Origin of the sequence: Aeromicrobium panaciterrae (assembly GCF_039537165.1) — a bacterium.
Taxonomy (GTDB): Bacteria; Actinomycetota; Actinomycetes; order Propionibacteriales; family Nocardioidaceae; genus Aeromicrobium; species Aeromicrobium panaciterrae.
Genome location: NZ_BAAAZZ010000002.1, coordinates 1,516,303 through 1,542,805 on the forward strand (window position 1 = coordinate 1,516,303; position 26,503 = coordinate 1,542,805).

The window sequence follows — 26,503 nt, forward strand, 5'->3', positions numbered from 1 at the left end:
AGAGGACAGACATGAACGAGGCTTTCATCATCGCCGGCGTGCGCACGCCCATCGGCCGGTACGGCGGTGCCCTGGCCCACGCGCGCCCCGATGATCTCGCAGCCTTGGTCATCGGCGAAGCCGTCTCGCGTGCGGGAGTCGACCCGCACCTCGTCGACGAGGTGATCCTGGGCGCGGCGATCCAAGCCGGCGAGGACAACCGCAATGTGGCGCGTATGGCGCTCCTTCTGGCAGGCCTTCCCGAATCGGTTCCAGGGTTCACCGTCAACCGGCTGTGTGCATCGGGACTGACCGCAATCGCCACGGCCCGGCAGATGATTGCGGCGGGTGATGCCGATCTGGTCGTTGCCGGCGGCGTCGAGTCGATGACGCGCGCACCGTGGGTGACGGCAAAGCCAGCCAAGGCCTTCGCGCCTCCCGGACAGTTGTTCGACACCTCGATCGGATGGCGCTTCATCAATCAGCGCTTCCCGGAGTCGACCACCCTTTCGATGCCCCAGACGGCTGAGCGAGTCGCCGAGCGCTGGGGCCTGACGCGTGAGGAACTCGACGGATATGCGCTCCGATCACACGAGCGCGCGCTCGGCGCACGAGAGCAAGGACACTTCACCGACGAGGTCATGGACGTGCCGACCAGTGACGGAGTCTTCTCCGTCGATGAGGGGCCACGTCCGGACACCACGCTCGAACGGTTGGCTGCTCTGCGTCCCGTCAACGGCGCCGGCGGTGTGGTGACAGCAGGCAATTCGAGCTCGCTGAATGATGGGGCGGCGGCGGTCGTCCTGGCGAGCGAACGGTTCGTCGCCCGTCACGACCTCGCGCCCCGAGCCCGGGTCGTTGCAAGCGCGAATGCGGGAGTGGCGCCAGAAATCATGGGCATCGGGCCGGTGCCTGCCACCCGCAAGGTGCTCGAACGAGCTGGATGGGACGTCGGGGACCTCCAATGCGTGGAGCTCAACGAGGCTTTCGCCTCGCAGTCCCTCGCCTGCATCCGTGATCTCGGGCTCGATGAGGAGATCGTCAACGCGTCGGGCGGAGCGATTGCTCTCGGGCACCCGCTGGGCGCCTCGGGTGCGCGCTTGGTGGTTACCCTGCTCGGTCGGCTGGAGCGAGACGACCAGCACAAGGGTCTTGCCACGATGTGCGTCGGCGTGGGACAGGGTTCCGCTCTCTTGGTGGAGCGCGTATGAACGCCGCACCGGTGGTTGTTGTGGAGTCGCTCGAGGACAGGGTCGTCATACGACTGAATCGACCTGAGGCCCGCAACGCCGTGAACCAGGCGATGGTGTCGATGCTCCATCAGGTCTGTGCGGAGCTCGAAGAGCTTCCGCGAGTGGCCCTGATCATCGGCGAAGGCACCACCTTTGCCGCCGGCGCTGACATTGGTGAGCTCCGGGCTCGTGGACATCTGGACGCGTTGAGCGGGATCAACTCCGCAATCTTCGACCGCATCAGGCGGCTCCCGATGCCGACGATCGGTCTGCTGGACGGCTACGCGCTCGGGGGCGGCGCCGAACTGGCATATGCCTGCGACTTCCGTATCGGCACGCCGCGGACCAGGATCGGCAATCCGGAGCCTGGACTCGGAATCATCGCAGCGGCTGGTGCCGTGTGGCGTCTCGGTGAGCTGGTTGGTGAGCCGTTCGCCAAGGAGATCCTGCTCGCAGGGCGGGTCCTCAAGGCCGATGAGGCGCGGGAGGTCCGGCTGCTCAATGACATCGTCGATCCGGGGGAGCTCGAGGCGGCCGGGCACGCCCTTGCCGACCGGATCGTCGGCCAGTCTGCCCTCGCCGTTCGCCTCTCCAAGTCGCTGTTCCACGCCCCGCGTGGCGCCCATCCGCTGATCGATGACATCGCCCAGGCGGTTCTGTTCGAGACCGAGGACAAGCGCACCCGGATGACCGCATTTCTCGACCGCTCCACGAAGGATTGACATGAATGCTCTGCCAGATCTCATCGGTGTCTACGGGGGAGGGCGAATGGGCGCGGGTATCGCGCACGCCTTCCTCGTCGCCGGTACACGGGTGGTGGTCGTCGAGACCGATGACGCAGCAGTTGCCGCCGCCAGGGCGAGGGTCACAACCAGCGTCGGGAAGGCGGACTCCCTTGGGTTGCTCAATGAGGATCCCGCACGCACATTGGCGCGGCTCGAGGTCACGACCTCTCCGGCGCAATTGGCTGGCGCGGGACTTGTCGTCGAGGCGGTCCCTGAAGACGTTCCGCTCAAGCAGAAGGTGCTCGGGATCGTGGAGCAGTCCGCCCCGGACGCCGTGATCGCGACGAACACGAGCTCGCTCCCGATCGACCGGCTCGCTTCACCTCTGTCTCGGCCGCAGCGATTTCTGGGGCTTCACTTCTTCAATCCGGTGCCCGCGAGCGACCTGGTGGAGATCGTGACGGGAGCGGCGACCGATGTCTCCGTCCTGGCTCGTGCGCAGTCGTGGATCTCTGATCTGGGCAAGTCTGCGATCACGGTGCGTGATTCACCGGGATTTGCCAGCAGCCGGTTGGGTGTCGGCCTCGCGCTCGAAGCAATCCGCATGGTGGAGGAGGGAGTCGCGTCCGCGGCCGACGTCGACTTGGCGATGACGCTGGGCTACCGGCATCCCACTGGGCCGCTGCGTACGACCGACATTGTCGGTCTTGACGTTCGACTGGCGATTGCCGAGCACCTGGAGCGCGAGCTGGGCGCTCGTTTCGCGCCGCCTGACCTCCTGCGCCGGATGGTCGCGGAGGGCAAGCTTGGTCGCAAGGCAGGCGAGGGGTTCTACCTCTGGTGACGCGGGGTCCGCCCCGGCAGTCGGCTACCGATTGAGGTTTCCGGCGTCCACCGGGAGCGAAATTCCCGTGATGTACCTCGCCTCGTCCGAGGCAAGAAACAGTACGGCGTTTGCGACGTCGACGGTTTCAACCCAGGCGACCGGGAGCTGGTGCAGCGCGGTGAACGCCTCCTTCGCGTCGTCCAGTGTCGGGTTCTCGAGATCGGGTCGGAACGTCTTCCACGTGGCCTCATTCAGGATGAGGTCGGTGCCGACGCCGGTCGGGTGGACCGAGTTGACGCGGATGTTGTGGGGGGCCAGCTCGCCGGCAAGCACCCGAGCGAGCCCGAGTAGTCCGTGCTTCGAGGCGGTGTATGCAGAGAGGTTGGCGATTCCCTTCAACCCCAAGGTCGAGTTGATGAACACGATCGAGCCGCCACGGCCGGACTCGATCATGTGAGGCACGACCGCCTTGACGGTTCGCTGTGCGCCGAGAAGGTTGATCTGGATCATCTTGTCGAACTCGTCGGTGTCCAGTTCCCACGTCGGCACCTTTCGACCAGAGACTCCCGCGTTGAGGCAGACCGTGTCGATGTGGCCGAGAGTCTCCACGCCGGCGATGACGGCCGCGTCGAGGTCGTCCTGCGATCGGACGTCGCCACGGCAGGCGACGAATCGTCGACCGGTCGCCTCGACTTGGCGTTGAGTCTCTTCCATGTCCTCTTCGGTCGCGAGCGCGTAGGCGAGAGCGTCGTTGTCAGCCAGGACGTCGACGGCGACGACGTCTGCGCCTTCCTCAGCCAGCCGCACGGCGTGGGACCGACCCTGACCGCGAGCGGCCCCAGTGATCAGTGCGACTTTTCCGGACATGCGGTCCATCGGTTCTCCTCGTGGTGATGCGGCTGAAATGTCCGTGGTTCACTATATGAACTTAGATCGATTAGCGAACCAGACGCTATCGAGCGCAGGGGAAGCGGTCAAGGGCGAGAAGCGTGCCGTGCTGTGCTGGCAGAGCCTTCCTTGACAGCCCGGATCATCTCCATCATGATAGTTCATAATCCGAAGTTAGTTCGCAATCCGAACCACACAAAACTTTGCATCACGCGTTGCCGCACCGGTGGGGCGCAAAGCAGTCAATGAGAGGTCACTTCATGTACGAGCACGTCATCTATGAGAAGTCCGGGAACATCGCCAGGCTGATCATGAACCGTCCCGAGAAGCACAACGCGCTGTGCGTGAAGATGTTCGAAGAGTTGGTGGACGGGCTCAAGACTGCTGAGGCCGATGACGACATCAAGGCGATCATCCTCAAGGGCAACGGCAAGTCCTTCAGCACCGGCCATGACCTCAGTGAGGTCGGGTTCGTCTACGGATTCGGCGACGGCAAGTCCGCTGACGGCCGTCAGCGCCGTCCCAGCCAGCGCGTACGTCTGCAGTTCGACCGCAAGCTTCTTGAGATGTACCAGGCGTTCATGTACTCGATGAAGCCGATCATCGCGCAGGTTCAGGGGCATTGCATCGGCGGAGGTCTGTACCTGACGGAGATCGTCGACCTCGCGATCGCCGCCGACGATGCGCAGCTGAGCCACGCCGAGCAGCGCCTCATGGGTGGTGGGCGTTCGCTCGTCATGAACACCGAGATCCTTCTCCTCGGGCCGAAGCGGGCGCGTGAGTTCCTGCTGTTCGGTGAGGCCATGAGCGGAAAGCGTGCTGCCGAGATCGGACTGGTCAACAAGTCAGTGCCGGCAGATGAGCTGGAAAGTGCGACAGAGGCGTGGGCCGCTCTCATCGCACGTCACCCGAAGGACGCACTCGTCATGGGCAAGGTGGCACAGCAGCAGGCGCTTGACTCCTTGGGCTTCACGAGCCAGATCATGCGCGGTTACGTCGGCCATACGCTGAGCACCAACATGCGGTTCGAGGAGGACGAGTACAACTTCTTCAAGGGGCGCCGCGACGAGGGCACCACGGATGCCGCGCGCTCACGCGATCGCTTCTTCACCGAGGGCGCGGTTCAATGAGTCTCGACGCTCCCGCCCCGGCGACACGGCGTCTGCCGTTCGCCGGGGTACGGATCCTGGATCTGAGCCACGCAGGAGCGGGCCCGTTCGCCACCATGCAACTCGCCGATCTCGGTGCCGAGGTCATCAAGATCGAGCGACCCAAGTACGGCGACGGCTCACGATTCTTCGGCAAGAAGTTTGCCCCGGATGGATCCTCCGACTACTTCCTGGCACTCAACCGCAACAAGTCCTCTGTGGTCGTCGACTTCTCGCGCCCCGAGGGCAGCGAGCTCATACGATCGTTGATCGAGACCTCGGATGTCGTGGTCGAGAACTTTCGCCCAGGCGTCCTGAGTCGTCACGGGCTCGGCTTCGATGACGTCACCTCGTTGAACCCGAGTCTGATCTACTGCTCGATCACGGCGTTCGGGCCGACCGGGCCGTGGGTCGACCAGGGTGGAAACGACATCACGATCCAGGGCCTTTCTGGCCTCATGGCCGGAACTGGTTCACGCGATGGAGGGCCCACGAAGATCGGTGCCCCGATCTGCGACCTGACGGCGGGACTCTATGCCGCGTTCGCGATCGCGAGCGCCCTGTCTGCGCGCACCTCACTTGACGGGCCTCAGCTCATTGAGGTGCCGATGATCGATGCGGCGATCTCGTTGATGGCCAGCTTTGTGCCCTCGGTCGCCGCCGGTGCGGGGGCCCCGCAGCCAGAAGGTACGGGGCACGCACAGATCGTTCCGTACCAGGCGTTCCGTTGTTCCGATGGCAAACGCATCATCGTTGGCGCGTTCTCCAACCAGTTCTGGCGCGAGCTGTGCCACGTGCTGGAGGTTCCCGAGCTGCTCGAACGTGATGAGTACCGCAGCAACGAGCTGCGAATCGAGCACCGTGATGAGCTCGTCCCTGTGCTGGAAGGCGTGTTCGCCACGCGGGATCGTGAGGACTGGCTCGAGAGACTGGGTCAGACGACGGTGCCGTGCAGTCCGGTCCTCGACATCGCCGAGGCCATCCGCTCTGACCAGGCACTGCACAACGGCACGGTGCACGAGATCGGCACGGGGGATCGGGTGGTCAGCGTCACGCGCCAGCCCGTGCGCAACAACCGGTGGCCGCTTCGAGAGGATTCGGCGCCACCCCAGCTCGGAGAGCACACCAAGGACGTCTTGTCCGAAGAGCTGAAGTTGTCGGACGCCGACATCTTGGGCCTCGTCACGTCTGGCGTCGTGGAGTGCCGGGATGTCAACTGATACCTACCCAGCAGCAACCAACGGTGTGCTCGCTGGTCTCAGAGTGTTGGACTTGTCCCACCACTACTCCGCGGCGTTCGCCGGGGTGTTGTTGGCCGACCTCGGGGCAGATGTCACGGTCGTGGAGAGCCCGGACGGCAACGTGCTGCGAGGCATGCTTCCCCGCAAGGGTGACATTCCGTTGTGGACGAGCATCGTCGAGCGCAACAAGGCGAACGTGAGTCTCAAGCTGTCGCATCCCGAGGCGAGGGAGCTGTTCCTCCAGCTCGTGGCCGACTTCGATGTCGTGATCGAGAACTTCCGACCCGGCACGCTCGAGCGTTGGGGCCTTGGCCCTGAGGACCTGCGAGCCGCCGGTGCCGACGTGGTCATGCTGCGCGTCAGCGGCTATGGACAGACCGGCCCTCGCTCCCCTCGACCGGGGTTCGGCGGAGCCGCCGAAGCCATGAGTGGCCTGTCCCAGATGACTGGCCCTGAGGGCGGTGCGCCGATCTTGTTGTCCACCGCGATCGCGGACGGGGTGGCTGGGGCCTTCGGCATCATCGGAGTCCTGGCTGCACTCTGGCAACGAGCGAACCGGCGAGGTCCGCGCGATCTCGGGCAGGGCGATGTCGAGGTCGTCGACATCGCGCTGTTCGAGGCGATGTTCCGTCTCATCCCGACGCAGGTGATCGAGTACGACCAGTGCGGCACGGTCGCCGGCCGCGCCGGAAGCGTTCGCGAGCACGGCGTGATCCGCAACATCTACCGGACCAAGGATGACGTGCACTTCTGCGTCAGCTCGGTTGGAGAGCGGGCTGTCCGGCGAACACTCGAGGCCATCGGGTCGGTCCCGCTGCTGACGTTGCTCGATGAAGGCGTCCTCGGCACAGGGGAGAAGAAAGTCGTTCAGTTCATCGACGACTGTGACCGAGCTCTGGCCCAGTGGGCATCCAGTCTGCCGTTCGCCGAGGTTGAAGCCGGTCTGGACCAAAGCGGCGTCGTCCACGAACGTGTGTTCACGGTGGCAGACATTGTCGTCGACGAGCACTACCTCGCGCGCAATGACGTCGTGACGATCGAGGATCCACACCTGGGCCAGCTCCGAATGCCGGGTATCGTCCCGAAGTTCTCCGGCTTCGACCACCAGGTGCGTCATGCCGGGCGTGCTATCGGTGCGGACAACGCTGAGATCTACGGCAAGCGTCTGGGGTTGTCCGAATCGCGCCTGGGTGAGCTGCGGGACGCGGGGGTCATCTAGACGAAGAATCACATGGTGAACATGGCTACAGTGCGAGGATTCGACGAACGCAAGGACTGACGTGCGACAGGCGAAGCAGCCTGTCGGGCAACGGCACAAACGATGGAGGAACGGCGTGGCGCTGGTGGAGAACGATCGCGACATCGATCGTACGTCTGAGCACGTCCAGAGCCTGGAGCGTGGGCTGATCGTCATCCGCGTGTTCGCGGAGGAGCGTGGGCCGTTGACCCTGACCGAAGTCGCTGAGCGTGGCAAGCTCAGCAAGGCTGTCGCGAGACGACTGCTCATGACCCTGGAATCGCTCGGCTACGTCGGGCGGGACCACCGGCAGTTCTATCTGCTGCCGCGGACCCTCGAGCTCGGCTACTCCTACCTGACCTCGCTGTCCCTCACCGAGATCCTCCAGCCCAACCTCACAGCCCTGGCCGCCGCGTTCCACGAGGACTGCTCGGCGGCAGTCCTCGGGGGTGATCACGTCACCTACATCGTCCGAGCCAAGTCGGGGCACATCACCAACAGCGGACTCGCGGTCGGTGACCGAGTTCCTGCGCACACGGTGTCCACCGGGATGGTGTTGTTGGCCGACCTGACGCCCGAGGAGCTGGACACCTACTTCGCCACGAGTGACCGCCAGAAGTTCACCGACAAGACGGTCGTCGACGAGAAGGCCTTGCGCGAGGAACTCGATCTGGTCCGTCGTCAGGGCTGGTCTCTCGTCCAGTCACGACTCAGCCCCCATGTCCTCGCGATATCGGTTCCAGTACGAGGCGTAGACGGGCGCGCCGTGGCGGCCCTGAAGGTCGGCAGTCAGGCGACCCAGCGCAGCGGAGAGCAGATGATTGACGACGTGCTGCCTGCGCTCCTGCAGACTGCCGCGGACATTTCGTACAATCTCTCGCTGAACCTCTGATGACAGGGCTCGGAGGGCTCGATGTGGAGGGCCCGTTCCGGCAACCGTCGTTGCCTGTAGCGGTACCGAGCCGGCGAGACGTGACACATTCGCGCTCGCCCGAGAGCGCCGGCACGAGCCAGACGTGGGTGGAGCCAGGGACCTACGAGGTGGCCGACGGCGTCCATCGCATTCCGCTCCCTCTGCCCGTTGAAGCCCTCCGTGCGGTCAATGTCTACGTCATCGAGTCGGAGCTTGGACTCACCTTGGTGGATGCCGGCTGGGACATGCCGTCAGCGAGAAAGCAGCTCAAGAGCTCGCTGCGCGAGCTGGGGCACGACCTGCGCGATGTGACGCAGATTCTCGTCACGCATGCGCATCGAGACCACTACTCGATGGCAGTGGCGATTCGCCGTGAGTTCGGCGCGCGGATCAGTCTGGGTCTTGGCGAGCGTCCGAGCGTCGAAGCGATGATTCGAGGCGCCGAGAGAGGCTCGGAGCACCGCGGTCGCCTGATCAACGGCGGTGCCGACGCTCTGCTCGACTTCTGGGATGACTGGTCGGCATCACTCGCGGCTGACGCCGGCGAGTGGGATGTTCCCGACACCTGGCTGGCCGACGACCACCCCATCGTCGTCGGTGGACGCGAGCTGCAGGCGATCTCGACGCCCGGACACACCGCGGGTCACTTCGTCTTCGCGGACCTGCGCGCAGGCATTCTCTTCTCGGGCGACCATGTGCTTCCATCCATCACACCGTCGATCGGTTACGAGCAGGTCTCGGCTCCATTGCCGCTGGGGCGGTTTCTCGAGTCCCTGGCGAAGATCCGGGCATTGCCAGACCTGCGACTGCTCCCGGCACATGGTGACTCTGGCGGCAGCTCTCACGCACGTGTTGATGAGCTTCTCAGCCACCACGCAGAGCGGCTCGCCTTGTGCGAGGCGGCGGTACGGCGGGGTGCCTCCACGGCCTACGCCACGGCACGAACAGTTCCGTGGACACGCCATCGCCGAGGCTTCAGTGAGCTGCCCCCGTACAACCAGGTGCAAGCAGTCCTGGAAACCACAGCCCACCTGGAGGTGCTCGTTGCACGGGGCGACCTCGCGGGGACGGTCGTTGACGGATGTGCGACTTATGCCACGCGATGAGCGCATCCAGAAGAGGGTTCGGCGCGGAGGTCCGGCCCGTCAGTTCGGTACTTGTATGGGAGAGTCATGTCTGCATTGATCGACGAGGGCAGCCAACCGGTAGGGCTGGTTCCGCTGGATTCACGACGAGCACAGGGCGAAATTGTCGCCGCGTGGATCGAGGGCTTCCAGGCATGGGTCGACACCCCGCCTGAACAGCGCAAGGGTCACGAAGAGCTCTTCCACCCCGACGCGTGGTGGCGCGATCTGGTGGCGCTGACGTGGGACATCCGCACAGCACACTCAGCCGACAAGATCGCCGAATTTGCTCGAGGTCACCTGGCCGGTGGAGGTATGCGTGGCGTGCGGCTTCGGCCGGACAGCACGGCACGAGTCGTCAGTCACCATTCGAGGACATGGATCGAGGCCATGTTCGAGTTCGAGACCGACGTGCTCTCAGGTCGGGGTGTGTTGCGGCTGACCAGTGACGAGCTTGGGCACTGGCGCGCATGGATTCTGTCAACGTCGATCCACGAGTTGCACGGACGCGAGGCGAGCATCAGTGAGCACCGACCGATCGGGGTGGACCGCACGCTGACCGCCGCGCCGAGCTGGCTTCACACTCGAAGCAGCGAGAGCGAGTTCGTCGGCCATGAGCCGTACGTCGTGATCGTGGGAGCAGGGCAGAACGGTCTTGCACTGGCGGCGCACCTCAAGGTCCGGGGCATCCCTGCCTTGCTCATCGAACGCAATGCGCGGGTCGGTGACAACTGGCGGAACCGTTACGAGTCATTGCTTCTCCATGATCCGGTCTGGCTCAACCATTTTCCCTTCATGCAGTTCCCCAGCTCGTGGCCGATCTACACGCCGAAGGACAAGCTCGGCGACTGGCTCGAATCGTATGCAGTGGCGCTGGACCTCAACGTGTGGGTGGGTTCGTCGTTGATCTCGACGGAGTACGACGACGAAGCACAGCGCTGGTCGATCGTGGTGGCGCGACCTGACGGTGCGACGCGAACGGTACGTCCCGCCCATGTGGTGGTGACCACCGGCAATCAGGGAGTCCCGAAATTCCCGGAGGGCATCGATCTCGCCGACTTCGGCGGACGCGCCTACCACTCCAGCGAGCACTCGAGTGCAGCTGGTTCGGACGGGCAGAGAATCGTGGTGGTCGGATCGTCGACCAGCGCTCATGACATCGCCAAGGATTTTCATGACCAGGGCGCGACCGTCACCATGATCCAGCGGTCTCCGACCCACGTGATCAGTCAACGCCACATGCCCGGACTCACCATGAATCTCTATCGAGAAGACGGGCCATCGACCGAAGACGCCGACTTGCAGTTCGCGTCATTTCCCAATCTCGCGCTTCTCGAGTTCGCCGAGAGCTTCACCTCGAACGCACGGAGAGAGGACCAGGCCCTGCTTCAGTCGCTGTCCGAGCGGGGCTTCAGGACCGACGACGGTCCGAGCGGAACCGGGGTGCTCGGCAAGGTCTACGAGCGCGGCGGAGGCTACTACATCGATGTTGGTTGTTCGGCCCTCATAGCGCACGGAAGGATCGGGATCGAATCACGCAACATGCGTCGGATGGTGACTGCGGGAATCGAGCTTGACGATGGCGACATCCTTGAAGCCGACGTCGTGGTGTTTGCCACGGGTTTCAGCGGAACCGGCGAGATGGCCAAGCGGCTGCTCGGGGAAGACGTCATCGAACGAAGCGGTCTTCCTGGTGGATTGGATGATGAGGGCGAACCGCGCAGGATGTTTCGCCGTACGGGACACCCCGGGCTGTGGTTCATGGGCGGATCGCTGCAATCGGCACGCATCAACTCGAAGTATCTGGCGCTGCAATTGGCGGCAATCCATTTCGGCATCCATGACGGAACGACGTGACGCCTTGGTCGACGCTGTGACGCCTCGCGCGAGCCGGGAGAGTCCAGGACCGTCACGATCGACCGTGGAACGAGTCGATCGCACGTGGCGGGGGATCTGCTGACCGTAGTGAGTTGTCCGAAAGGCCGGACGGTGTGTGCGCGTGCGCACTAGCCTCCAGTCATCGTCCGTGCGAGCGGGCCGCATCTGACGCCGTGGCTCACCGCCGATGGCATTTCCCACGAGGAGACGATCATGACTGAGCACCTGACCCTGAACACCGTCGCGCACGCGGCGTTCCGCCGGACGATTGCCCGCTTCGATGGTGCGCTCGGCGCGTTCCCCGACGGCAACCAGGCGCGAGCAGACCAGCTCACACGGGCTTGGGACTTTTTCGACGAGGAGCTCCATCACCACCACGGCTATGAGGAGGAGTACTTCTGGCCGGCGCTGCAGGAGACGGACGCTGACCTGAGCGAGCTGGCCGAGCTCGACAACGAGCACGAGGACATGCGCGCCGCCCTCGGCCAGGCGACCGAATCCATGAAGGCCTTGAAAGCCAGCCCGACGAGTGCGAGCGCGGCAGGCGCGCGCGCTGCGGTCTCCAATCTCGGCACCGTGCTCATCAATCACCTCGATCACGAGGAACGTGACCTCGAGCCGATTTCGGCCGCCTACGCTGACGCGCCTCCGATGAAGAAGGCGCTCTCCAGGGTCAAGAAGGCGCACATGGGGAAGATGGGCAACTTCATCGAGTTCCTCCAGGATGGCGCAGACGCCGATGACATCGCGGGGATGCGCAAGGAGCTACCGGCGCCGGTGATCTTCCTGTTCAGCAAGTTCGGCGGCCGCCGCTATCGCAACGAGATCGCGCCGACCTGGAGCTGAGCTGCGGGTCGGCAACTGTTGATCGAGTCACTCGCGGATTCGGCGAGTGCCTTCGTCGGTGTATTCGATGTTCTCGAAGCTGACGGGTCGCTTGCCGTTGGCGAGTGAGGTCACCATGGCGGTGCCGAGCGGGCCGGCGCGGTCGAAGACCTCGACAGTGCCGACAGCGATGCCGTCGATCTCGACGCGGTCCGTGGCGGACAGTCCGACCTCGAGCGACACCGGCTTGCGGGCGAGGGCGAGCGTGATGTCGGTGTTGATGTACTGCACGCCCTCCGTGCCCCAGTTGACGACCATGCTGGTGCCATCGGCGATGGCGGCCACGGACTGGAACGGCGTACCTTCCTCGCCCTCGACGACCGGCAGGCCGACCTGCCAGGTCTGCTTGCGCCCGGCGTTCTGGTGCTCGGGGAACGACTGCGACCAGTCGGCATCGCTGCGGAAGAACGGTACGCGGGGCTCGTCACTGACGGGTACGACGTCGAGCGGCGGAGGTGCGGGGTGGTCCTCGGCGGTCCACACGTCGCCACCGGCGTTCTCGGTCGGCAGCAGGAAGATGCAGCTCGCGCGCGCAACGCGTACGTCGCCCTGCATCAGTGCGGCGTCGATCAGGGCGAGGCGCCGACCTTCGCGAATGACCTCCGTGACCACGGTGCAGGGTGCCATCTTGGCGGGCTGGAACAGGTCGACGGTGTAGCGCGCCGGGATGAGGTCGGTGCGGCCGATCTCGGCCAGCTTGGTCTCGAGTCCGCGAGCCAGCGCACCGCTCACGGCCACACCGTGCATCTGCTCGGCGCTCCACATGCTGCGGGCAATTTCACCGGGTACGAGCTGGTCGCCCTCGAGGGTGAACATCGACAAGTTCATGGAGAAAGAGTGTCAGTAGTTCTTGCGAGGTTTGCCGGGGGTGGCTGATCGAGCTCTTCGGCTTGCGTCGCTTCGGTCGCTCGTTCCTCGCTCCCTCCCGGCCTCGTTCCTCGGCCTAGCGAGCGAGATTGTGTCGTCGCTAGAACGGGGGCGGGGGATCGTCGACCGGATCGAGGACTGGGCCGGTGCCGCCAATGGCCTTGGCGAACTCTTCGCTGTCGGGGCACCACTGGCTCACGGGGCACCACAGGCAGTGCTCGCCCGGGTTGGTCTCCCATGTCGAGTCGTAGTGCCAGCGACCTGCGGCCGCGGCGAGGTCTTCGCGGGCGGCGGCCTCGTCGTCCTCGAGGTCCCACACGTACAGCTCGCTGCCGTCGGGCGTCAGCACCTCCACCTCGACGGTCGCATCGGTCGCGCCGTACGCATCCCTCAGGCCGCTCGACAGCATCGACAGCAGGAACGCGACCTGCGTCGTCTGGCCGTAGACCTGCTCGGCTCCGCCCTGCGGCAGTGAGCTGCTGGTCTTGAACTCGCGGACGATCAGCCGGTGGCCGATGCGATAGACGAGGTCGGGCTTGGTCACGGTCACGACGTCGGCATCGACGTCGAACCCGAACGTCGACTGCTCCACCTCCAGCACCTCGACCGAGTCGGCGGCGAGGGGGCAGGTGGAGACGTGGTGCAGGAGGAACGGGTACGCGACGGCGTACTCCTCGGTCGTCATCACCCCCTGGGCGAGTCCCAGCCCGGTGCCGGGCTCGGGCAGATCCGCTGAGGTGCAGCCGACGGATCGCAGGTGTGCCGCCTCGAGCCACTCGTGGACGAGCAGGCCGCGGGCCTGGGCCGCGGTGTACTCATCCGTACGGGGCAGGTGCAGGTCGGAGGCAAGGAGCCACTGCGCCGGGCAGACCCGGTAGCGGTCGAGGTCCGACGGTGACACCGACCGCGACGCGTACCCCTTGGACGCCTGGCCGAGCATCCTCGGCATCGGTACGAGGGCGTCGCACACACCGGCGATCTTGCACGAGCTGCAGCCGAAACCGGGACGGATGTCGGTCAGCTCGCCGAGTCCGCCGGCGATGCCTCGTGCGTGTGCGTCGTACTCACTGGTCGCCTGCGACGGACTGCCGTCGAACAGCACGTTGAGGCTGCCGTCGCCGGCACCGATCTCGACGACGCGCACGCGGGTGACGGCGGGCAGGCCGTTGAAGGTCGCGGCGATGTGGGCGGCGGTGTGCGCCCAGAGCATGTCGTCCTCGGTCGGGTTGTCGTGCGCTCCACCGAGCCGATAGCGGCGGATCTCCCGCACGCCGTCGAGCGTGCAGTAGAGAGGAGCCCAGACCCACAGCGTCTTGGGTGGCTGGCCGATCGACGGGTCGGCACGCATCATCCGGAGCTCGCCGATCTCGTCCTCGAGGTCCCAGTGCGCCTGCAGGATGTTGGGCACGGCACGCATCGCGTACGGGCGCAGCAGCCGGTGCACCTTGCGACGTTCGAGCTGCTCCTGCAGCCACGCCGTGAGCGTCGCCGGGTCGTTGGCCTCGTCGGAGACGTGAGCGCTGCGTACGAGCTGGGCCACCTCGCCGAGGATGAACGTCTTCTCCGAGCCGAACGATCGCTGCCACCGGTCGGAGGAGACCTCGGGGCGGATCTTCAGCGCCATCGACGCACCGCACGAGTCGTGGTTGGCGATGTCGGTGGCGGAGATCCGTACGTTGTCCTGGTTGCCGATGAGGTCCCTCGAGAAGCCCGGCATCTCTGCAGCATATTCGGGCTGCAGGCGGAGGCGTGTAGAGATTGCGGACAGCGTCGTCAAGACTAGAACGTGTTTCAGTTTTGAGATACCTTCCTCGAATGGTGCTTGAGAGATTCCGCCTCGACGACCGCGTCGCCGTCGTCACCGGGGCAGGCCGAGGCATCGGTGCAGCCAGCGCACTTGCCCTCGCCGAAGCCGGAGCCGACGTCGTCCTTGCCGCCCGTACGGAGGAGCAGCTCCACGAGGTCGCCGCCAAGATCGAGGCGCTTGGTCGCAAGGCGCATGTCGTCGCTGCGGACCTGCAGGACCTCGACCAGGTGGCAGCCCTGGCGCAGACCGCGGTCGACACGTTCGGCCGGCTCGACGTCGTCGTCAACAACGTCGGCGGCTCGATGCCCAAGGAGTTCGCGCGTACGAACGTCGCCGCGCTCGAGGGCGCGTTCCACTTCAACGTCTCCACGGCGCACGCGCTGACGCGTGCAGCGCTGCCCCATCTGCTCAAGGGCGACGGGGGCTCGGTCGTCAACATCTCCTCCGTGATGGGTCGCGTCAGTGGCCGCGGCTACCTCGCGTACGGCACGGCCAAGGCGGCGCTCGCGCACTGGACGCGCCTGGCTGCTCGTGACCTGGCGCCGCGCGTACGCGTCAACGCCATCGCGGTCGGCTCCATCGCCACCTCGGCCCTCGAGCTGGTCACCGGCGACGAGGGGCTGACGGCGCAGATGGAGGAGAACACCCCGCTGCGCCGCATCGGCGAGCCCGACGAGATCGCCGCCACGGTCCTGTTCCTCGCCAGCCCGGCCGGCAGCTACATCACCGGCAAGGTGGTCGAGGTCGACGGTGGCATCGACCAGCCCAACCTCGACATGGCACTGCCCGACCTAGGAGAACCCGAATGACGATCAGAGTCGTGCAATGGAGCACCGGCAACGTCGGTCGTCACGCCCTCGCCGGCATCGACGCCCGACCCGACCTCGAGCTGGTCGGCCTCTGGGTGTCCAATCCCGACAAGGTCGGCCAGGACGCCGGCCAGCTCGCCGGACTCGGCAAGGACCTGGGCGTCCTCGCGACCAACGACGTCGACGAGATCCTCGCGCTCAAGCCTGACTGCGTCGTCAACTGCGCCATGGCCGACGACCGGCTGATGGAGGCGATCGCCGACCTCGAGAAGCTCCTCGCCGCCGGCATCAACGTCGTCTCCAGCGGCCCGGTGTTCCTGCAGTTCCCGTCCGGCCCGGCCAAGGACATGGCCAAGGGTGTGCAGGAGGCGGGTGAGGCAGGCGGTGCCTCGTTGTACGTCAACGGCATCGACCCCGGCTTCGCCAACGACTGGCTGCCGCTGTCGCTGACCAGCATCAGCGAACGCATCGACCAGGTCCGCTGCTCCGAGGTGCTCAACTACAACACCTACAACCAGCGCATGATCGTGTTCGACGTCATGGGCTTCGGCATGCCGATGGACCACGTGCCGATGCTGCTGCAGCCCGGCATCCTGTCGATGGCGTGGGGCAGCGTCGTGCACCAGATCGCCGCCGGCCTCGGCCTCGAGCTCGACAGCGTCGAGGAGTTCTACGAGCGCCTCCCGGCGACCGAGACGTTCGACATCGACAGCGGCACGATCGAGGAGGGCACTGTCGCCGGCCTGCACTTCGAGGTACGCGGCATCGTCAACGGCAAGGCCGTCGTCGTGCTCGAGCACGTGACCCGTGTGCACGACGACATCGGGCCTGACTGGCCGCAGCCCGCGGGGCTCGGCTGCTATCGCGTCGAGATCAAAGGCGAGCCCAACTACACGCTCGACCTGCAGCTGCTCGGCACCGACGGCGACCACAACACCGCCGGCCTCAAGGCGACCGCAATGCGGCTCGTGAACGCGGTCCCGGCTGTGGTCGCAGCACAGCCGGGGCTCGTCACGGCACTCGATCTTCCGCTCGTCACCGGCAAGGGATTGGTTCAGGTATGAAGCGCATCGTTGTCTGGGGCACCGGATTTGTCGGCAAGCTCGTGCTCAGCGAGGTCTTCGATCACCCCGAGTTCGAGCTCGTCGGAGTCGGTGTCAGCAACCCCGAGAAGGTCGGCGTCGACGTCGGTACGCTCTGCGGCCGCGATCCCGTCGGCATCCAGTGCACGGATGACCTCGACGCGCTCGTCGCCCTGAAGCCCGATGCGCTGGTCCACTACGGCCCGACGGCGCAGTACGCCGACGAGAACATCCGCGTCATGACCGCGTTCCTCCGCGCGGGCGTTGACGTCACGTCGACGGCGATGACGCCCTGGGTGTGGCCGGGCATGAAGCAGAACCCCGACGTCTGGATCGATCCGGTCACCGAAGCATGCGAGGCCGGAGGTTCGTCGTGCTTCACGACCGGCATCGACCCCGGATTCGCCAATGACCTGTTCCCGATGACGCTGATGGGCCTGACGTCGGAGGTGCGCGTCGTACGGGCGCTCGAGATCCTCGACTACTCCAACTACCTCGGCGACTACGAGGACGAGATGGGCATCGGCCGCGAACCGGAGCACAAGGCGCTGCTCGAGCACACCGACATCCTCGTGATGGCGTGGGGCGCGACGGTCCCGATGATGGCCGAGGCCGTCGGCATCGAGCTCGACGAGATCACCACGACGTACGACAAGTGGGTCACCGACGTCGAGGTGCCCAGTGCCAAGGGTCCGATCGCACCGGGCCACGTCGCCGCGGTCGACTTCACGATCAACGGCGTCTACAAGGGCGAGACCCGCATCCAGCTGCGCCACATCAACCGGGTCGGCGCAAACTCGGCGCCCGACTGGCCGCGCGGCGCCAACGACGACGTCTATCGCGTCGAGCTCGAGGGAACCCCGTCGATCACGCAGGAGACCGCGTTCCGCTTCGACGACGGCAGTGGCCGCGATGCTGCAACCGCCGGATGCCTGGCAACGGGCATGCGTGCGCTCAACGCCGTCTCGGCTGTGAACGACCTGCCGCCGGGCTGGGTCACCGCGCTCGACCTGCCGCTGATCGCGGGTCGCGGCAACATCCGCTAGACGCATGACACCTGACCGCGCGGAGGTGCTGGCGCTCGTACGGTCGTCGCCTGCGTACGTCGCCGCGCACGACAAGGCGGCCTGGGTCGGGATCTTTGCGAGTCTGCACGTCGTCGAGGACCCGGTCGGCGCGCGTCCGATCCGCTCGTCCGACGCCGGAGGCCTCGGCCGGTTCTGGGACGCGTTCATCGCACCCAACCAGATCGAGTTCGAGGTCGAGCACGACTGGGTCGACGGGTTCGACGTCGCCCGTGACGTGACGATCGCGACGATGCTGCGCCCGGGAGTCGTCGTGCGTACGCCCGCGCACCTGCTGTACGAGACGGCGTACGAGGACGGCGTGCTCAAGGTTCGCCGGATGGCGGCGCACTGGGAGCCCCGGCCGGTCTACAGGCAGCTGATGAAGCCGAGCCGCGCGCATCTGGCCGCCGCGGCGGGGCAGTTCCGCCACCTGTTCCGCACGCTCGGCGTGGGTCAGACCGTGCAGTTCGTCGGCGCCTCACGATTCGCCGGCTGGCGACGCAAGCACCGGTTGCGGGCCCGACTCGACGGTGTCACCAAGCTGATCGTCGCGGGCAAGACCGTGACGGCGACCTGCGTCGTCGACGGAGCACCAGCTGCCGTGATCGACGGGCGTACCTTCACCGATCTCGCCTAGTCAGGGATCTGGCCGAAACCTTCGCCTGTGGGCAGCGCGGCGTGCCGGATCAGGCGCGAGTCCTCGACTGCGGCCTGGCGGTGTTTGACGGCCTCGCGATAGAGCGGGTCGCGGATCATCTCGGCGAACGCGGCGACGCTGGGGTACTCGGCGATGAAGCAGTGGTGCCAGTGCTCCTCGGACGGACCGATGAGCATCTGGTCGAACCGTCCCTGCCAGATGATCCTGCCGCCGAGCCGCTGGAAGACAGGTGCGCTCTCGCGGCCGTACGCGGCGTACGCCTCGGCGCCGGTGGACTCGCGGCCATCCTCGTAGACCGCGCGATCACGCAGCCGTACGAGGTTGAGCATCTGGATCGGCCCGGGGCGGTCGTTGGCGACGAACTCCGCGAAGCCCTCCCTGCTCGGATCGACGTGGCCCATGGATCAGTCGCGAAGCAGCAGGCGTACGGCGACGTCGACCGACTTGGTGACGTCCTCGGCAGGGGTGCGGCCGGTGACCCAGCCCATGAGCGCCGTGAACCACACGTCGGAGATGACGCGCACGATCGCGGTGTCTTCCTCGGTCGGCTCGCGGTTGACCTCGGTGCCGTCGATCGCACGGGTGATCATCGCGGTGAGCTTCATGCCGACGAAGTGGATCTCGTCGACCACGGAGGCATCGGCGAACATGAACGCGCGGGTCAGCGCCTCGGTGAGGTTGGGCTGGCGCTGCAGCGCTGTGGTGGTCTGGCCGAGGATGTGCATGACTCGCTCGTGCGGCGTGTCGCCCGGGACCTGGCGCGTACGCGACTGCTCCTCAGCGCGCTCGAACTGGCGGCCCAGTGCGGTGACCAGCAGGTGGATCTTGGAGGGGAAGTAGCGGTAGAGCGTGCCGAGCGCGACGTCAGCGTCGTCGGCCACAGCCCGCATCTGCACGGCGTCAAAACCACCCTCTTCGGCGAGGGCGATCGTGGCGTCGAGAATGCGGCGTCGGCGTTCACGCTGGGCGTTGGAGCCGGGTGTTGTCTCCGTCGCGCTTGTCATCCGGCATCGTCTCCTGTTCAGGGAATGCTGCTGAGGCTACTCACGCCGAACCCGTCGGTATGATTATTGAAACACGTTCTAGATTTGGAGGCGACCCTTTATGCCGGTGGGCGTGACGCGTGATCACCTCGAGCTGAGCACCAGCCTACGATCCTGGGCCGCCGGGCTTGAAGGGCCTGTCGCTCTGCGAGATGTCGAGACCGATGCGTCCGCGGCATTCGCCAAGACCTGGCAGGCCGTCGTCGAGACGGGCCTGACCGCCATCGGCATCAGCGACAAGCACGACGGCGGTGACGGAACGCTGCTCGACCAGATGGTCGCGATCGAGTCCGCTGCGTACGCCATGGTTCCGGGCCCTCTGCTCGGCACGACCGTTGTCGCCCAGGTCGCGCAGGTCGACGAGGTTCTTGCCGGCATCGCCGAGGGTGACATCGCCGGCATCGCGCTCGATGGCACCGTCACGGTCGACGAGTCGGGGGCGAAGGGCGAGATCGCGGTTGCGCTCGACATCGTCGACGCCCGCTGGCTGCTCGCCTCGGCCGGCGGCGGCTCGTGGGTGCTGATCGATGCCGCTGGTTGGACCGCCGAACCCGTCGTCGGGATAGATCTGTCCCGCCGTGGTGGTCGCGTACGCGTTGACGCCGCCGCGGACCAGGTGACGGCGCTGCCCGGCGTGGATGACGACGCCGTACGTCGGGCGCTCGTGGCCCTGGCGTCGGCGGAAGCCGCAGGTGTTGCGCAGTGGTGCCTCGACACCGCGGTCGACTACGCCAAGGTGCGCGAGCAGTTCGGCAAGCCGATCGGCTCGTTCCAGGCCGTCAAGCACCTCTGCTCGCAGATGCTCGAGACCACGGAGTCGATCAACGCCGTGACGTGGGACCTCGGTACCGCCGCGGCCGAAGGCGACACGGGTGAGGCCGACTTCGCGGCCGACGTCGCCGCCGCAGTCGCGCTCGACGGCGCGGTCCAGGTCGCTCGCGACTGCATCCAGGTGCTCGGTGGCATCGGGTTCACGTTCGAGCATGACGCCCACCTCTACCTCCGTCGTGCCGTCGCCCTCAGTGTTGCGGTGGCCGCGCTGACCGGTGGTGGCGAGCAGTCCGCGACGCGGCTCGCTCGTCGAGCCATTGCGGGGCAGCGTCGCTCGTTCGACATCGACTTCGAGGGCGCTGACGCACAGTTCCGTACGGTCACCCGCGAGGCGGTCGACGCCATCGCCGCGCTGCCTCTCGATCAGCAGCGTGCCGCGCTGGCCGAGGCTGGCTACCTGACCCCGCACTGGCCCACGCCGTACGGGCTCGACGCCGGACCGGTCGAACAGCTCGTCGTCGACGAGGAGCTGGCCCGCGCCGGAATCACCCGTCCGGACCTGGTGATCGGCGCGTGGGCGGTTCCGACGATCATCGAGCACGGAACGGCTGCGCAGGCCGAACGGTTCGTCATGCAGACCCTGCTCGGAGACATCTTCTGGTGCCAGCTGTTCAGCGAGCCCGGAGCCGGTTCGGACCTGGCATCGCTGAGCACGCGAGCCGTACGGACCGAAGGTGGCTGGTCGCTGACGGGTCAGAAGGTGTGGACCTCACGAGCCAAGGATGCGCAGTGGGGCATCTGCCTCGCCCGCACTGACAAGGACGCGGGTCACAAGGGCATCACGTACTTCCTCGTCGACATGACGTCTGCGGGCATCGACATCAGGCCGCTGCGCGAGCTGACGGGCGACGCGATGTTCAACGAGGTGTTCCTCGATGACGTGTTCGTCCCCGATGACTGTGTTGTCGGGGAGGTCAACGGTGGTTGGAAGCTGGCTCGTACGACGCTCGCCAACGAGCGCGTCGCGATGGGCAGCTCCAAGCTCGGCGTGAGCACCGAGCGCGCCGTCGGCCTGCTCGACGGCAACGAGTCGGAGACCGACGCTGCACTGGTTGGTCACCAGGTCGCGCTGGCGACGCTGTGCCAGCTGCTGGGCGTACGGTCGACGCTGCGCTCGATCGGGGGGCAGGGTCCCGGTCCGGAGTCGAGCGTCGCCAAGCTGCTCGGCGTACGCAACCGTCAGGAAGCCGCCGAGCTCGTCGTCGACATGCTCGGGCCTGCCGCGCTGTTCACGACCGGCGATCCGCAGATCGCCAAGGACGTCCACGAGATGCTGCTCAACCGCTGCCTCTCGATCGCCGGCGGCACGACCCAGATCCTCCGCAACGTCGTCGCCGAACGCGTCCTGGGCCTCCCCCGCAGCTGATCAGTCGGGTATCCGCACGATGCGTTGTGGGCCCGGTCCCTTGCTCGCAAAGGAGCTGATCAGCGCCGTGGAGCGATCGGGGCTCAGTGCGGTGAACGACGTGTTGTCGGGGAAGACCCTCACCTCCTTGGTGTCGAGGTCGACCAGGAACTCGCGGAGCTGGCCGTCATCCACCGCTACCGTGATGCCGGTCCAGGAGCCGAGAGCAATGACATCGTGCGGGGGATTGAACGACACGGGGAAGCGCGAGAACGTGGTGGTGCGTCCCGAGACCTCCTTGATCGTGAGAACCGTGTCGCCCACGCACCATGTCTCCCAGACCTTGGTGATTTCCGCGCCGCAGAAATCAGGGTCGCTGGCATGGGCGCTGACAGGAGCTGGCGCCGTGTTCCCGGTGCTCAGGTCGTACGTGAAGTACGTCGGAGCCTCCTCCTCGTTCTGCGGGTTCCCCATCCCATAGGTCAGGGTGTCGCCTGAGATGCGTACGTTGTTTCCGCCCTGCGCGATCACGCTGGGCGGACTGGACCCGTCGACAGGCATCGCGTAGACGGCCTGCTGACCCTTCTTTTGTTGGGCTGCGAAGGTGCTGAAGTACGCCCTGTCGCCAGCGAGGGCGAGGTCGTGGTTGTAGACGATCTGGCCGTCCGGGTCATTGAACTCACCGATGGTCGTGACCTTCTTGGACCGGCGGTCGTACGAGTAGATCGTGAATTCACTGAAGTCGGCGGAGACGCCGACCCCCTCAACCCAGACCACGGTGGACTCATTGCCCGACACATCGAGGATTTGCGTGGGTTCGGGACGACTACGGTCGTCGAGAAGGGTGAGTGCCTTCGAGTCGAGGTTGTACGACACCGGATGCGACTGCGCGAGGCGCTCCACGCCCTGCGCGCCCTCGTCCAGCGCCGATGTCGTCGAACCCACCACGACGTTGTCCCCAGCGAACCCGGAGAACAGGAGCTGGTCGCCGTTGAAGGTCTTGGGGAGCTCGGTCACGACCTCCAGCGTGTCGCCCAGCTTCAACTTCGTGGCCTTCGACGGGTCGACCGTCTGGATCTTGTCCTCGGTGGGCTTGGCGGGACGGACGTCATCGGACGGCAGCGCGTTCCTGGCCACCACGGCTCCACCGATGAGCGCGACGACGGCCGCAGCGACCAGCGCGACCCTCATCATGCGTCCTCCACGATCAGTCTCGGACACCCCTGCGCCGGTTCGACCCTCGAGGATCGCCCGCACGGTCTCGGCTTCCCAGTCGGGGTCGAGAGCCGGCGACTCGGGGCGTAGCGCGTCGATGATGTGCGTGTTCACGAGCCCTCCCGTGGAGTGGTGTCGGCAGTCGGGGCGGGATCGGCGACGTCGATCGCTGCTCGCGCCCTGCTGATGCGTTTGCGTACGGCGGCCGGACTGATGCCGAGCACGGTTGCGGCCTCGTCCGAGCTCAGCCCGTCCCACGCCGTCAGCAGCAGGGCTTCGCGCTCCTTCTCACCGAGCGCCGCCAGTTGTCGAATCGCCTCCTGGCGGGCGAAGAAGTCCACGTACGCCACGCTGTGCCCCGTGACCGCCGACAGCAGTCGGACCCGGTCGTCCAGGCGCCGGCCACGCTGCAAGGTCCGCACGTGATTGCTGACGACGTGGCGCGCCACGCCCAGCAGCCAGGCGAAGGGTGGATCCGTGATGTCATCCCACCGTCTCCACGCGATCGTGAATGTCTCAGCGGCAACGTCGTGAGCGTCCGAGGCGCCGACGTGACGGGCGGCGTAGTTGAAGATGCGCGGCATCTCGTTGCGCCACACCCGCTCGAACGCCAGCTCACGGTGCTGTACGCCTGGAAAGTCGCTCACACTGGGTAAGTGTCCAGCACCCCTGCCGTTGTGACATCAATCGAAGATGTGCCGAAGCATCCCGGCGGGCTGATCACGAGCCCAGGTAGCGGCCTGCCATACGGATGGTGCCTCGACCGTCGGGCATCGTGCGGGTGGTGCAGGCGCCGGTCGAGGCGTCGCAGGTCGTGACCTTGGTCCCGTCGACTCGCATGAGGCGCCCGTCCGGGGTCCAGCCGTACGTCCGGCCATGACCGGGAAGGGTGATGCGGTGGCCCGTGTCGACATTGGTCACGTAGACGACCGGGTCGCTGACCGCGTCGCCGAATCCCAGGGTGGCACCCTCGACCTTGCCCTGCTCGTCGACCTGGACGAAGGTGTTGACGGTCTCCACGAACCGGCCGTCCGGGGACAGCTCGTTCGCTGCCCACGGAGGCGCTCCGTCCTCGCCCGCTGCCGCGAGCTCCGTCGTCGATCGCAGCTTGCGCGAGTCGCCCAGCTGATAGGTGACATCGCCGAGATCGCCGCCGAGTGCACGTCCGCCACCGGTTGAAGGAAGTCGTGCGTCGGGTACGTCGGTGACGCGTTCGCCGGTCTGCCAGTTGATGACCTGCTGACCCTGATCGACGCCGACGACCACATAGTCGCCGGTGAGGCCGATGGGGGGGACATCCCATCCGGCCCACGTGTACGTCGCGTCGAAGTCACGGGTCGCCAGCTCGCGTCCGGTCGATGCCTCCACCACGTGGATCTCGAAACCGGAGCCCTTCTTGGTGAGGTAGGCGAAGCGATCGGCCTGCGCATCGGTGCCTGGCACGACGTTGCCGGGAAGGTTGAGCTCACGTACCGACCCGTCGGTGCCGACGTAGACGTAGTCGCGCTTGACGTCGCCTGAGTCGTTGTTGGTCACGCCGGCGACCACGCCCGTGCTCGTGTAGAGCATCATCTGGATCGTCACACCGAGGTCGACCGCGTAGCTGGGGTCGCTGAACCACAACGTGTCGCCGCGCGAGAATGCTCCGCCAGTTCGGTAGGCAGTCGAGACGAGGGCTACGTCCTTCGCCGCGATGCTCGTGCTGACCACCAGCTGACTCGTGCCGTCGTTTCGGTTGGACGCGACGACGAAGGTCGTGCCCGCGACCGCACCGACTGCCAGCGTCGCAATGGTTCGCCGGGCGACCGAGCGGCGGCGGCGTACCCGACGACCCCGGCGCATCACGTCGGCCAGGTCGAGATCGGGTACGGGTTCGGCGGCGGCGTGGTCGCGGATCTGCTCGATCAACTGATCAGACATGGTGAGTTCCTTCTTGGAGGAGGGAGGAGTGGGTTCGAAGCGCCGCGAGTGCGGCTGAGGTCTGGCTCTTGACGGTTCCGGAGGTGACATTGAGCAGGTCGGCGGTCTCCTGGACCGACAGGTCGTCGAGGAACCGCAGGGCGATGACCGATCGCTGCCCGAGCGGCAAGGTGTGCAGGAGGTCGGCCAACGTGACCCGATCAACCAGCGCAGCAGAGTGGTCGCCGCTCGCCGCGCGTTCGTCCGAAGCCAGCTTGCTGGCACTCTCATGCGTCCATGAGCGCTTGCGAAACCAGTCATGGGCGACGTTGACCATCACGCGCCTGGTGTAGGCGCGTGCCTTGCCGGGCTCGCGCAGGCGGGGCCACGCGATGTAGGCCTTCACCAGGGCGGATTGCACCAGGTCTTCAGCAAGCTGCCGATCACCCACGATCACCACCGCCGTGCGGTAGAGCTGCGGCCATACCGAGCTCGCGAACTCGCTGAACTCAGCCTCGCTGCTCTGGCGCATAAGTGCTCCTTGTTCGGAAGAGGCTGTCACAACCTAGACGTGCTGAACCAGTCGATCGGTTGGCTCCTCGCCGAAGAATTTCCAGATGGTCGATCGCGGGCACGGATCTAGCCGACCAGCTGAGCCTTGGGACGGACGACGCAGAACTCGTTGCCCTCGGGATCGGCCATGACGACCCAGTCGACGTCGCTGCCCTGACCCACGTCGACGCGCGTGGCGCCGAGGCCGACGAGCCGCTCGATCTCTGCTTCTCGATCACCGTCGGTTGTCGTGAGGTCGAGGTGCACGCGGTTCTTCACGGTCTTCTGAGTCTGGCCGGCGGGCATGAGGCAGAGTCCGACCGGAGCGTCGAGGCTCGGCCCGACGATGACTTCACGCTCCCGCGCCGACAGCACGGACCAGCCGAGCGCGTCGGCCCAGAACTGTGCGAGGGCTGGCAGGTCATGCGCGTCGATGACGATGTGGTGCAGGCGTACGGGCATGCCCCAGTATCAGGCTGCGCTGTGTCTTGGCGCGGTGCCATTGGAGCCAACGAGCGACGGCAGCGATGGCTTGGTGCGTCACGTCGACTTCGGTCGAATGCGCAACCAGGCGTTGATTCCACTCGGCCGAGCTGAGAGACCGGCGATCCGCTGAAGCTCCCGGATCTCATCGGCGGTGCTGTCCGGTATCCCTACGGTCGGGTGAAATCGAAAGACAGGCTCCGTCTGGTCGGCAGCTTCGAGGGCTCGTTGCGCGAGCTCGGGTGCGAGTTCGTGGCTCAGACTATGAAGAGCCCTCGCGAATGCGAGATAGAACCGGTATCGGGTCACCACCATCGGCGTGTCGAGAATCCTCGTCGTGCCGGCTTCCAAGATCTCAGCCGCTTCTTGAGCGTGCCCACCCATTTCCAGAAGGACCTCGGCAAGGTGGAGATCGGGCGTTCTCGACGTGCCGGAGTAGCCGATCGGGCTGGCCTCGCACATCGCCACAGCTGCACGCAGAGAGTCTGCGCTGTCTTGGAGCCGACCGTCCTTCTGGTACGACCTGCCGATGGTCTCGCACGCGGATTTCGCATCGAAATGGTCGGGATAGTCACTAATCACACGGCGTAGCAGGGCGCGACCGGTGCGTCTCAGATCGGCGGAGTCCGAGTAGGCGAGGATCCCGCCTTGAATCGCCAGGTACTGACACCGTTGCGTCCGGGCCCTCGACAATCGCTGTTCGAACCTCGCTGCGATGTCTTCGGACCACGTCCGAGATCGATACCAATCGTCGTCGGGCATGAATTCA

At 66.0% G+C, this 26,503-nt stretch carries 26 protein-coding genes; 15 read left to right on the forward strand and 11 right to left on the reverse strand.

The window, feature by feature from the left end; genetic code table 11:
• The first annotated feature begins 11 nt into the window (after positions 1-11).
• The 3 genes from ABD683_RS08300 to ABD683_RS08310 are packed head-to-tail and all read left to right on the forward strand — an operon-like array spanning position 12 to position 2,780.
• The gene (locus ABD683_RS08300) at positions 12-1,190 is read left to right on the forward strand and encodes a thiolase family protein (RefSeq protein WP_344768961.1); all 1,179 of its coding nucleotides are present in this window, start codon (positions 12-14) and stop codon (positions 1,188-1,190) included.
• Complete coding sequence (locus tag ABD683_RS08305) at positions 1,187-1,933, forward strand: enoyl-CoA hydratase/isomerase family protein (protein WP_344768963.1); 747 nt, start codon at positions 1,187-1,189, stop codon at positions 1,931-1,933. The genes ABD683_RS08300 and ABD683_RS08305 overlap by 4 nt, the downstream gene beginning before the upstream one ends.
• A gap of 1 nt (position 1,934) precedes the next feature.
• A complete protein-coding gene (locus tag ABD683_RS08310; RefSeq protein ID WP_344768965.1) occupies positions 1,935-2,780 on the forward strand; it encodes a 3-hydroxyacyl-CoA dehydrogenase family protein in 846 nt (281 codons plus the stop codon).
• A gap of 24 nt (positions 2,781-2,804) precedes the next feature.
• On the opposite strand, the gene ABD683_RS08315 is transcribed toward ABD683_RS08310, so the two are convergent.
• Positions 2,805-3,638, reverse strand: coding sequence for a mycofactocin-coupled SDR family oxidoreductase (locus ABD683_RS08315; RefSeq protein ID WP_344768967.1), 834 nt, complete (start codon positions 3,636-3,638; stop codon positions 2,805-2,807).
• Between the two features lie 272 nt (positions 3,639-3,910).
• On the opposite strand from ABD683_RS08315, the gene ABD683_RS08320 reads away from it, so the two are divergent.
• The 7 genes from ABD683_RS08320 (at position 3,911) to ABD683_RS08350 (ending at position 12,037) form a co-directional block, all read left to right on the forward strand.
• Entirely contained in the window at positions 3,911-4,780 is an 870-nt protein-coding gene (locus ABD683_RS08320; protein WP_344768969.1) for an enoyl-CoA hydratase-related protein, read from the forward strand.
• Positions 4,777-6,018, forward strand: coding sequence for a CaiB/BaiF CoA transferase family protein (locus tag ABD683_RS08325; RefSeq protein WP_344768971.1), 1,242 nt, complete (start codon positions 4,777-4,779; stop codon positions 6,016-6,018). Before ABD683_RS08320 ends, ABD683_RS08325 begins: the two co-directional genes overlap by 4 nt.
• Positions 6,008-7,258, forward strand: a complete 1,251-nt coding sequence (locus tag ABD683_RS08330) for a CaiB/BaiF CoA transferase family protein (protein WP_344768973.1) — start codon at positions 6,008-6,010, stop codon at positions 7,256-7,258. The genes ABD683_RS08325 and ABD683_RS08330 overlap by 11 nt, the downstream gene beginning before the upstream one ends.
• Positions 7,259-7,373: 115 nt before the next feature.
• Positions 7,374-8,168, forward strand: coding sequence for an IclR family transcriptional regulator domain-containing protein (locus ABD683_RS08335; RefSeq protein WP_344768975.1), 795 nt, complete (start codon positions 7,374-7,376; stop codon positions 8,166-8,168).
• An 80-nt stretch (positions 8,169-8,248) separates the two neighbouring features.
• Positions 8,249-9,295, forward strand: coding sequence for an MBL fold metallo-hydrolase (locus ABD683_RS08340; protein WP_344768977.1), 1,047 nt, complete (start codon positions 8,249-8,251; stop codon positions 9,293-9,295).
• Between the two features lie 66 nt (positions 9,296-9,361).
• Positions 9,362-11,170 (forward strand): flavin-containing monooxygenase, encoded by a 1,809-nt coding sequence (locus ABD683_RS08345; protein WP_344768978.1) that lies wholly within the window; start codon positions 9,362-9,364, stop codon positions 11,168-11,170.
• A 234-nt stretch (positions 11,171-11,404) separates the two neighbouring features.
• The gene (locus ABD683_RS08350; RefSeq protein WP_344768979.1) at positions 11,405-12,037 is read left to right on the forward strand and encodes a hemerythrin domain-containing protein; all 633 of its coding nucleotides are present in this window, start codon (positions 11,405-11,407) and stop codon (positions 12,035-12,037) included.
• Positions 12,038-12,064: 27 nt separating this feature from the next.
• On the opposite strand, the gene ABD683_RS08355 is transcribed toward ABD683_RS08350, so the two are convergent.
• Positions 12,065-12,904 carry a thioesterase family protein gene (locus ABD683_RS08355; RefSeq protein ID WP_344768980.1) on the reverse strand — a complete coding sequence of 280 codons (840 nt, stop codon included), beginning with the start codon at positions 12,902-12,904 and terminating at the stop codon, positions 12,065-12,067.
• Between the two features lie 139 nt (positions 12,905-13,043).
• Positions 13,044-14,660: a PD-(D/E)XK nuclease family protein gene (locus ABD683_RS08360; RefSeq protein WP_344768981.1), complete on the reverse strand. Its 1,617-nt coding sequence runs from the start codon at positions 14,658-14,660 to the stop codon at positions 13,044-13,046.
• A gap of 98 nt (positions 14,661-14,758) precedes the next feature.
• Between ABD683_RS08360 and ABD683_RS08365 the strand changes: the two genes are divergently transcribed.
• From ABD683_RS08365 to ABD683_RS08380, 4 genes are read left to right on the forward strand one after another with little or no spacing between them, the layout of a single operon-like run.
• On the forward strand, positions 14,759-15,559 hold the full coding sequence (locus tag ABD683_RS08365; protein ID WP_344768983.1) for an SDR family oxidoreductase: 801 nt from the start codon (positions 14,759-14,761) through the stop codon (positions 15,557-15,559).
• Entirely contained in the window at positions 15,556-16,623 is a 1,068-nt protein-coding gene (locus tag ABD683_RS08370; protein ID WP_344768985.1) for an NAD(P)H-dependent amine dehydrogenase family protein, read from the forward strand. The genes ABD683_RS08365 and ABD683_RS08370 overlap by 4 nt, the downstream gene beginning before the upstream one ends.
• Positions 16,620-17,687 carry an NAD(P)H-dependent amine dehydrogenase family protein gene (locus ABD683_RS08375; protein WP_344768987.1) on the forward strand — a complete coding sequence of 356 codons (1,068 nt, stop codon included), beginning with the start codon at positions 16,620-16,622 and terminating at the stop codon, positions 17,685-17,687. Before ABD683_RS08370 ends, ABD683_RS08375 begins: the two co-directional genes overlap by 4 nt.
• Before the next feature lie 4 nt (positions 17,688-17,691).
• On the forward strand, positions 17,692-18,345 hold the full coding sequence (locus tag ABD683_RS08380) for a hypothetical protein (protein WP_344768988.1): 654 nt from the start codon (positions 17,692-17,694) through the stop codon (positions 18,343-18,345).
• Here ABD683_RS08380 and ABD683_RS08385 read toward each other — a convergent pair.
• Together ABD683_RS08385 and ABD683_RS08390 are read right to left on the reverse strand one after the other, a co-directional pair.
• Positions 18,342-18,767, reverse strand: a complete 426-nt coding sequence (locus ABD683_RS08385) for a DUF1330 domain-containing protein (RefSeq protein ID WP_344768989.1) — start codon at positions 18,765-18,767, stop codon at positions 18,342-18,344. The genes ABD683_RS08380 and ABD683_RS08385 overlap by 4 nt on opposite strands.
• A gap of 3 nt (positions 18,768-18,770) precedes the next feature.
• Positions 18,771-19,370, reverse strand: a complete 600-nt coding sequence (locus ABD683_RS08390) for a TetR family transcriptional regulator (protein WP_344768991.1) — start codon at positions 19,368-19,370, stop codon at positions 18,771-18,773.
• 112 nt (positions 19,371-19,482) lie between these two features.
• On the opposite strand from ABD683_RS08390, the gene ABD683_RS08395 reads away from it, so the two are divergent.
• A complete protein-coding gene (locus ABD683_RS08395) occupies positions 19,483-21,606 on the forward strand; it encodes an acyl-CoA dehydrogenase family protein (RefSeq protein WP_344768993.1) in 2,124 nt (707 codons plus the stop codon).
• On the opposite strand, the gene ABD683_RS08400 is transcribed toward ABD683_RS08395, so the two are convergent.
• From ABD683_RS08400 to ABD683_RS08425, 6 genes are all read right to left on the reverse strand, one after another.
• On the reverse strand, positions 21,607-22,914 hold the full coding sequence (locus ABD683_RS08400; RefSeq protein WP_344768995.1) for a hypothetical protein: 1,308 nt from the start codon (positions 22,912-22,914) through the stop codon (positions 21,607-21,609). It lies immediately after the preceding gene.
• Entirely contained in the window at positions 22,911-23,447 is a 537-nt protein-coding gene (locus ABD683_RS08405; RefSeq protein WP_344768997.1) for an RNA polymerase sigma factor, read from the reverse strand. Before ABD683_RS08405 ends, ABD683_RS08400 begins: the two co-directional genes overlap by 4 nt.
• A gap of 73 nt (positions 23,448-23,520) precedes the next feature.
• Complete coding sequence (locus tag ABD683_RS08410) at positions 23,521-24,720, reverse strand: hypothetical protein (RefSeq protein ID WP_344768998.1); 1,200 nt, start codon at positions 24,718-24,720, stop codon at positions 23,521-23,523.
• Positions 24,713-25,231, reverse strand: coding sequence for a SigE family RNA polymerase sigma factor (locus ABD683_RS08415; protein ID WP_344769000.1), 519 nt, complete (start codon positions 25,229-25,231; stop codon positions 24,713-24,715). Before ABD683_RS08415 ends, ABD683_RS08410 begins: the two co-directional genes overlap by 8 nt.
• A 107-nt stretch (positions 25,232-25,338) precedes the next feature.
• Entirely contained in the window at positions 25,339-25,713 is a 375-nt protein-coding gene (locus tag ABD683_RS08420) for a VOC family protein (protein ID WP_344769002.1), read from the reverse strand.
• 78 nt (positions 25,714-25,791) lie between these two features.
• Positions 25,792-26,496 (reverse strand): tetratricopeptide repeat protein, encoded by a 705-nt coding sequence (locus ABD683_RS08425; RefSeq protein WP_344769004.1) that lies wholly within the window; start codon positions 26,494-26,496, stop codon positions 25,792-25,794.
• Positions 26,497-26,503 lie beyond the last annotated feature (7 nt).